A 6,612-nucleotide genomic window follows, 5' to 3' on the forward strand; every position below is an offset into this window, starting at 1 on the left:
GACGCTTGAGACCATGGCCCAAATGAGCGATGATCCCCAAATCAGCCTGCCCCGCTGTGGCACGCTGATATCCCCTTCCGACCCATGTCGGGAAAGCACGGCAATCAGCCGTCAGCTACACCACTCCAATGGACACGATCGCGGCAAATCGCGGCAAGATCGAAAATAGTTTGGCGGATCTTTACGAAAGACGTCACCAGCATTATATATTCTCCACAAGGAGAATGATTATGGCCAGCACATCGCACGCCTACACACCCGCCGAGGCTGCGGCTGTCAGCGAGATCGCTGTGAAATCGGTTCACAATGCGATCGACAAGCGCATCATCGAGATGCATCTCGTTGGTAGCAGGGGTCGAGCACTCACCGATGAGGATCTGCTTCGGTTGAAGCTCTGGTACGGCGTCGGATCGATCTTGTCTGCCGAGCGCCGCAAGCGCCTGTTCGATACGATCGACCAGAACCCCGACGCCGAAACCGTTAGGGCAGACGACTATCTCATTATCGACGTTGCGCGGGCACGAGAACAACTGGCCGCGCGGGCCGAGGCGCTTCGAGAAGCCGAACGAATGATTGAAAGGGTGAAAGGGGTCGTGGGTGGTGAGCCGGTTTTCAAGCGAACCCGTGTTCCCGTGCGAACGATTGCCGCGATGAAGACGCAAGGCGCAAGTACAGCGGAAATCGTCGAGGGCTATCCTTCGCTCACCGAGCGCATGGTGGAACTTGCCGAGATCTGGGTTGCGGCCCATCCCGCCAGAGGACGTCCGCGGAAGCTTTCCGAGCAGGGCCTGAAGGTGAAATCCGTGAAGCGCCTGAGCCTTCGGAACGAGAAGGTCTCCAAACCCTCCGGCTCGACCTCGTGAAGTTTCTTATCGATGAATGCCTTCACACGTCTCTCGTGGCCGTGGCGCAAGCGCACGACCACGATTGCTTCCATGTGAACTGGCTGGGACTGAGCGGCGAAGCCGACTGGGATCTGATGCCTCGGATCATCGAGGAGGATTTTACGTTCGTAACGAACAATGCCCGCGACTTCCGGAAGCTGTACGCGAAAGAGGAATTGCATGCGGGCCCGGTGATCATTGTCCCGCAGGTGCTCCCCGCGCAGCAACGAGAATTGTTTGCCCTCATACTGCAAGATTTGGCGGGAGAGCAGGCTATGGTCAACGAAGTCATCGAAGTGGCCTTCGATGGCGAGGACGCTGTTTCTCACGCGCTATTCGCTTCCGGAGGCTTAGTGGCCTTCATTTGGCATCATTTGCCCCCAATCCTCGACAGGTCGATCCGCATCTCCGCCGAGCCAGCGTTGCGGCTTTCCTCAGACCGCTCAGGCTGCGAATCCTCATGATCCTCACCGTTGGCGACATCCTCATTGACGGCTGGCGCGCTGGCGGCCGTCACGTGACCGCCCGGATCAGGCGCCTGAAACACGCTCACGCCCTCGAACTCTCCTGTCTTCCAGGCGTAGACCGCGTCCTCGAAAATCTGGGGGAAGACGTCGCTCTTCGGATTGCCGTACCACTTGGCGACGATCCGCAAGACCTTGGCAAACATGGCCGTTCCCTTGCGGAGGTTTTCGCAAGGATCGACAACATCGGGGTTCATATGGGCCGCGTCCTTCACGCCGACGCCTGCCGGAAACTGCGTCAGGCCGACACGAACCACGGCCTGGCCGACATACTGCCGGACGATCGCCATCGCCTCGTCCGGCGATGTCGCCTTCGGGACGAGGATCAAGCGGCCACCCGATTTGACAGTGACGGCAAGTGGGTCATTCGAGCCCGCAGCGGTCACGAACTGCTCGACGATCGCGGGCTTCAGCGAATGGTCGGCGCATTGTTGAATAAGGGCAGCATCGAGCATTGCGGGCTCCTTGGAACTCATGTGTTGAAGGAAAAGATGACGGGTTTGTCGAACAGGCGCGCCCAGGCCTGCGTGCTCGCGCGCTGGATAGCCACGATGGATGTCCCCTTGGTCCACCAGCCGTTGCCGACGGCAATGACGACGTCCGGATCGTGGAACATGGAGTGGAGGACGGGCCAGACAATCAGCTGCTCGTAGCAGATCAGAGGTGCGGCCCGACTGTCGGCAACGGTCACGAAGGGACTGGTGAAGAAATGGGCCCGCGCGCCGCCGCTTGCCCCAAGCAAGGGACGCCAAGGTTGCCACATCGAGCCTGGCACCGGCATGCGCTCGCGATAAAGGAGGCGACTCTCGTCACCGGAGATCGCGATCAGAACATTGTCGTATCCGCCTGCATCGACGACAGCGGCCCCTGCGATGACGGTGACGTTAGTTCCCCGCAGAGCTCGCACCCAGAGCCGTTCGACGGTCGGCGTCCAGAAGCCAAGCGCGCTTTCTGGGAGTACGACATGGCGGATGTCACCGGATGCCCGATCCGTCACCGTGGCAATCAGATCACGGTAACGCTGCATGCTGGTGTCCCGGCCTAGCGATGCGCCCAATTCGAGATCGACGCCCTGCCAAGCTTCGGGTAGCGTCGGCTCGGTCCAGAATGCGGCGGACCACGCCCAAAAGCCTAGTAGGGCGATTGCGACAGCCGGCCACATGCGGGTTACGAGGCCCATGAGGCCGGCTGTCGCCGCAGCCAGTCCCCACCATCCCCATCCTGGAAACAGCACGCCCGCGGCCGTGATCGGATGAGCCCAGCCGGTAATGCCGAACGGCGGAATGGCCATCAGAGCCGCTGCCAGGAGATAGTGGCCCGATCGAGCACCCGTCCTCGTGGTCCAGAAGCTGGTATGCACGATGACGAAGCCGGCGGACGCAAAGAACCAAAGCAACAATCCCGGCCAGAGGTCCGAGGAATAGAAGTTCGCAACGCCCTGCGGCAATCCCCGAGAGGCCGCCAGAAAATAACCGGCCGAGACGACCGCGGCAGTCAGTCTCGTTCGCGCAAGCGCCCAGAGGACAGGAAATGCCAGGGCGAGTGGAAGAAGCAGGGCGTGACCGCTCCATCCCACCCATCCGACGATGACAGACCCGACAATCAATGCGGTTGGCTGGAGGTACTCACGGCGCATAGGTGAACACCGGTTGCGCCAGGCCGAGGATACCGGAGGCGGGCAGCGGGCCGAAATAGCGCGAGTCATACGAGCTCCTGAACGGCGAACGGAGAAAGACGCGCTTTCGTCAGGCACGACGCCGCCGGGAAATGGCGTCAGCCGCCGGCCATTGCCGTCCCGCTCTGCCGACCCCGCGCAGCGTTTGCAGGGCTCGAACAACCGGGCCGAGAGACCAGTTCGGGACGAACTCCTCAATCACTTTCGCCAGTCGCTCGACACGCTCCTTCGAGATGCGCTGAACCGCACCGGGTTTGCCGGAGGCCATTTCGTTTAAGTTATGCGGCCATGGCTGGTTCTTCCAGCATGGCGTAGTACCGCTCTTCGGCTTCGGTTGGCGGTATGTTTCCGATGGGCTCCAGGAGGCGTCGGTGGTTGAACCAATCGACCCATTCCAAAGTGGCGAATTCGACCGCTTCGAAGTTCCTCCATGGCCCGCGCCGATGGATGACCTCGGTCTGTAGAGACCGTTGATCGTTTCGGCGAGGGCGTTGTCGTAGCTGTCGCCGACGCTTCCGACAGAAGGCTCGATGCCAGCTTCTGCCAACCTCTCGGAGTAGCGAAAGGACACGTATTGAACGCGCCTGTCCGAGTGATGCACGAGGCCGCCGCCATAAACGGGACGCCGATCATGAAGTGCCTGCTCAAGGGCATCGAGGACAAAGCTTGCATGTGCCGTCCGGCTCGCCCGCCAGCTAACGATGCGACGAGCGAAGACGTCGATCACGAAGGCCGCGTAGACGAAACCCTGCCATGTGGCGACATAGGTAAAGTCAGAAACCCATAGCCTGTTCGGTGCAGGGGCTTTGAACTGCCGGTTAACCCGGTCAAGCGGGCTCGGAGCTGTCTTGTCCGAGAATGTCGTGCGGATCGGCTTTCCTCGAATGATCCCCTGCAGGCTCATCGACCTCATAAGTCTGGCGACAGTGCAGCGGGCGACATCGAAGCCTTCACGCTTCAACTGCCGCCAGACCTTCCGAACGCCATAGACGCGAAAATTCTGCTCGAAGACACGGCGTATCTCGATCTTCAGGCTGACATCGCTGCGGGCGCGGATCGACAGGCGATCCACGTCCAGGCGCTTGGCGACATTCTCGTGATAGGTTGACGGGGCAATCGGCAATAGTTTGCAGATCGGCTCGACCCCGAACACGCCACGATGTTCGTCGATGAACGAGATCATCGTTTGAAGGGGCGGTCGAGCTCCGCCTGGGCGAAATAAGCAGACGCCTTGCGCAATATCTCGTTGGCTTTCGTTACCCCAGGCATATTCTGCGTCGTCCAATCCACCACGAGGCGCCAACAGAACCACACTGGCAGCATTAAGTCTCGTACACAACAAGACGCGCTCCGAACCATAAGAGAAACGACTTCGTACAGCGGGTTCTGAACGATAACGATGTTAAAGCCGGCAGACATCATAAATAGCCCGGCCAACGTTAGCGGCACCCCAAGAAACAATGCGGGCCGTGTCGCCGCCAGGTAAAGGGCTTCTCCCAGACGGTTACTAATCAACCACCTCCAGTTAGCGTCTTGCCGAGGAAACTTGCTCCAAACATGATGACAACGCCGCCGACAACGCCGGCGATAAGACCCAGTGAAGCGCGACCGAACATCCAGGAGAGTCCGATCGCCACGATTCCAAGAACGGCGAGTGACTGGCCGAACGGACCAAGGATAAACGTGCAAATGTTGCTAACCATTGTGGCCGGGTCGGTGCCGCCACCTGCGGATTGGGCCGCAGCTGGCCCAGAGGAGAACATGCTCCAACCCATCGCGCCGCCCACGCTAGGAGCATAGCCAGATACCAGGCGCATCACCGCGTTCGACAGGGAGAGGCGATTCAGATGTACGCGGTATCTCTCAAAGCATCGCATCATTGCGAATCTCCTTTGTTTAGATCGAACAAGAGTTGGTCTCCGGATTTACGCTCGTCCTGGTCCGGCGACGGTGGCGGACCGGATGGATCGCCCCGCCCTTCGGAGAACGACGCGTATATGAACTCCAAACATCCCATGTTTCTTCGGATGCCGACTTTTCCCGGTCATGCTTCGGCTGCTCCGTTGACGGGGGAACTAGCTGTTGAGCGGCCATTTCAACTTTTCGCACGTCGCGTTCGCAAAGCCGTGTGTTGTAGGCGGAGATTGGCAGACGAAGCGCCAATTGCTCCTCGTCAGCCGTCTCGCCGCCAGCACAGGGCGCCGGGTCGCTGAACGGGCGCGTGGAGGCCAACAAGACGATCGACAGCGCCCCGTTGCCTTCAACATTCCTATCTCCGCGTGCTTATAGCTAACACAGCCCCTTCGGTCGGAAGAGATGCCGTCATCTGATGTTCACGATTATCGGGAGGCTCGGTTACACTAGAGTTTTCGATTTCTACATTTCAATCTCATTTGAAGCGAAAATTGAACTGCACCGGTGCGTAGCGGCAATCTAGTCCCGTTCCTCAGAGATTATGACTCTTTGACCGATTTGACCGATCGTGTCCACGGGAGTGGTGTAGCTGACGGCTGATTGCCGTGCTTTCCGACGTCGGGTCGGAGGGGACATCAGCGTGCCACAGCGGGCAGACTGATTTGCGGATCATCGCTCATTTGGGCCATGGTCTCAAGGGTCATGTACCGGGCGCGTTGGACGGCCCATTCGTCATTTTGTTCGAGCAACAGTGCACCGACGAGACGGACGATGGCATCGTCGTTCGGAAAGATGCCGACGACCTCGGTGCGGCGTTTGATTTCGCCGTTAAGACGCTCAATTGGATTCGTCGAGTGTAGCTTTGCCCGGTGCTCTTTCGGGAAGGTCATGTAGGCGAGCACGTCCTCTTCAGCGTCGTCCATGATGGTGGCAAGCTTCGGCACTTTCGGTCTGATCTGGTCGGCGACACTGCGCCATTGTGCGCTTGCTGCCTCCGGCGTCTCCTGGGCAAAGGCGTCGCGATGAAGGCGGATACGACCCGCCTGCCGCTCTTGCCGGCATGCGCGAGCACGTTCCTCATGAAGTGAACCCGGCACCTTTGCCAGGTGGCGTTGAGAACCTTGGTGACGGCGGCCTTGAGACCTTCGTGCGCATCGGAGACGACAAGCTTCACGCCACGCAATCCTCGACGTGTCAGCCTGCGCAGGAATTCCGTCCAGATCGGCTCGGCTTCCGACGTGCCAACTTCCATACCCAGGACCTCGCGCCGACCGTCGCTGTTGACGCCCACCGCGATAATGACGGCAACGGAAACGATGCGGCCGCCGCGCCGGACCTTGAGATAGGTCGCATCCACCCAGACGTACGGCCACTCACCTTCAATCGGCCTGTCGAGGAACGCCTTCACTTTGACGTCGATCTCACAGGCGGCTCACCTGGCTTTTGGAGATGCCGCTCATACCCATGGCCTTGACCAGGTCGTCGACAGAACGGGTCGAGATTCCCTGGATATACGCTTCCTGGATAACGGCCGTCAGAGCCTTTTCCGCCATGCGGCGCGGTTCAAGGAAGCTCGGAAAGTAGCTGCCTTTGCGCAGCTTCGGGATGCGAAGCT

At 59.8% G+C, this 6,612-nt stretch carries 5 protein-coding genes, 4 pseudogenes and 1 other annotated feature; of the genes and pseudogenes, 2 read left to right on the forward strand and 7 right to left on the reverse strand.

Annotated elements, in window-relative coordinates:
• The first annotated feature begins 230 nt into the window (after positions 1–230).
• Positions 231–863: a DUF433 domain-containing protein gene (locus ATY75_RS31235; RefSeq protein ID WP_088940447.1), complete on the forward strand. Its 633-nt coding sequence runs from the start codon at positions 231–233 to the stop codon at positions 861–863.
• Positions 860–1,348, forward strand: a complete 489-nt coding sequence (locus ATY75_RS31240) for a DUF5615 family PIN-like protein (protein ID WP_245317673.1) — start codon at positions 860–862, stop codon at positions 1,346–1,348. The genes ATY75_RS31235 and ATY75_RS31240 overlap by 4 nt, the downstream gene beginning before the upstream one ends.
• Here the strand turns inward: ATY75_RS31240 and ATY75_RS31245 are convergent.
• The 7 genes and pseudogenes from ATY75_RS31245 to ATY75_RS31280 form a co-directional block, all read right to left on the reverse strand.
• The gene (locus ATY75_RS31245) at positions 1,255–1,863 is read right to left on the reverse strand and encodes a TraH family protein (protein ID WP_088940445.1); all 609 of its coding nucleotides are present in this window, start codon (positions 1,861–1,863) and stop codon (positions 1,255–1,257) included. The two genes, ATY75_RS31240 and ATY75_RS31245, sit on opposite strands and share 94 nt — an antisense overlap.
• A 17-nt stretch (positions 1,864–1,880) precedes the next feature.
• Positions 1,881–3,044 carry a conjugal transfer protein TraB gene (locus ATY75_RS31250; protein ID WP_088940446.1) on the reverse strand — a complete coding sequence of 388 codons (1,164 nt, stop codon included), beginning with the start codon at positions 3,042–3,044 and terminating at the stop codon, positions 1,881–1,883.
• Positions 3,034–3,212: pseudogene (locus ATY75_RS31255) on the reverse strand (S26 family signal peptidase); the annotation flags it as partial. The pseudogene ATY75_RS31255 and the gene ATY75_RS31250, both read right to left, overlap by 11 nt.
• A 149-nt stretch (positions 3,213–3,361) precedes the next feature.
• Positions 3,362–4,337 (reverse strand): annotated as a pseudogene (locus ATY75_RS31260) (IS3 family transposase); the annotation flags it as partial.
• Positions 4,192–4,308 (reverse strand) — a sequence feature (AL1L pseudoknot). It overlaps the preceding pseudogene by 117 nt.
• A 105-nt stretch (positions 4,338–4,442) precedes the next feature.
• Positions 4,443–4,532 (reverse strand): annotated as a pseudogene (locus ATY75_RS35390) (type IV secretion system protein VirB3); the annotation flags it as partial.
• A gap of 62 nt (positions 4,533–4,594) precedes the next feature.
• A complete protein-coding gene (virB2, locus tag ATY75_RS31270) occupies positions 4,595–4,960 on the reverse strand; it encodes a pilin major subunit VirB2 (RefSeq protein ID WP_088940448.1) in 366 nt (121 codons plus the stop codon).
• A 672-nt stretch (positions 4,961–5,632) separates the two neighbouring features.
• Positions 5,633–6,612: pseudogene (locus ATY75_RS31280) on the reverse strand (IS256 family transposase); the annotation flags it as partial.

It is taken from the genome of Rhizobium sp. N122 (assembly GCF_002211295.1).
Classification (GTDB): Bacteria; Pseudomonadota; Alphaproteobacteria; order Rhizobiales; family Rhizobiaceae; genus Rhizobium.

Excerpts from the sequence above, each read along its gene's own strand:
- ATY75_RS31250 (WP_088940446.1), bottom strand. The coding sequence starts at position 3,044 with ATGCGCCGTGAGTACCTCCAGCCAACCGCATTGATTGTCGGGTCTGTC.
- ATY75_RS31235 (WP_088940447.1), top strand. The coding sequence starts at position 231 with ATGGCCAGCACATCGCACGCCTACACACCCGCCGAGGCTGCGGCTGTC.
- virB2 (WP_088940448.1), bottom strand. The coding sequence starts at position 4,960 with ATGCGATGCTTTGAGAGATACCGCGTACATCTGAATCGCCTCTCCCTG.
- ATY75_RS31245 (WP_088940445.1), bottom strand. The coding sequence starts at position 1,863 with ATGCTCGATGCTGCCCTTATTCAACAATGCGCCGACCATTCGCTGAAG.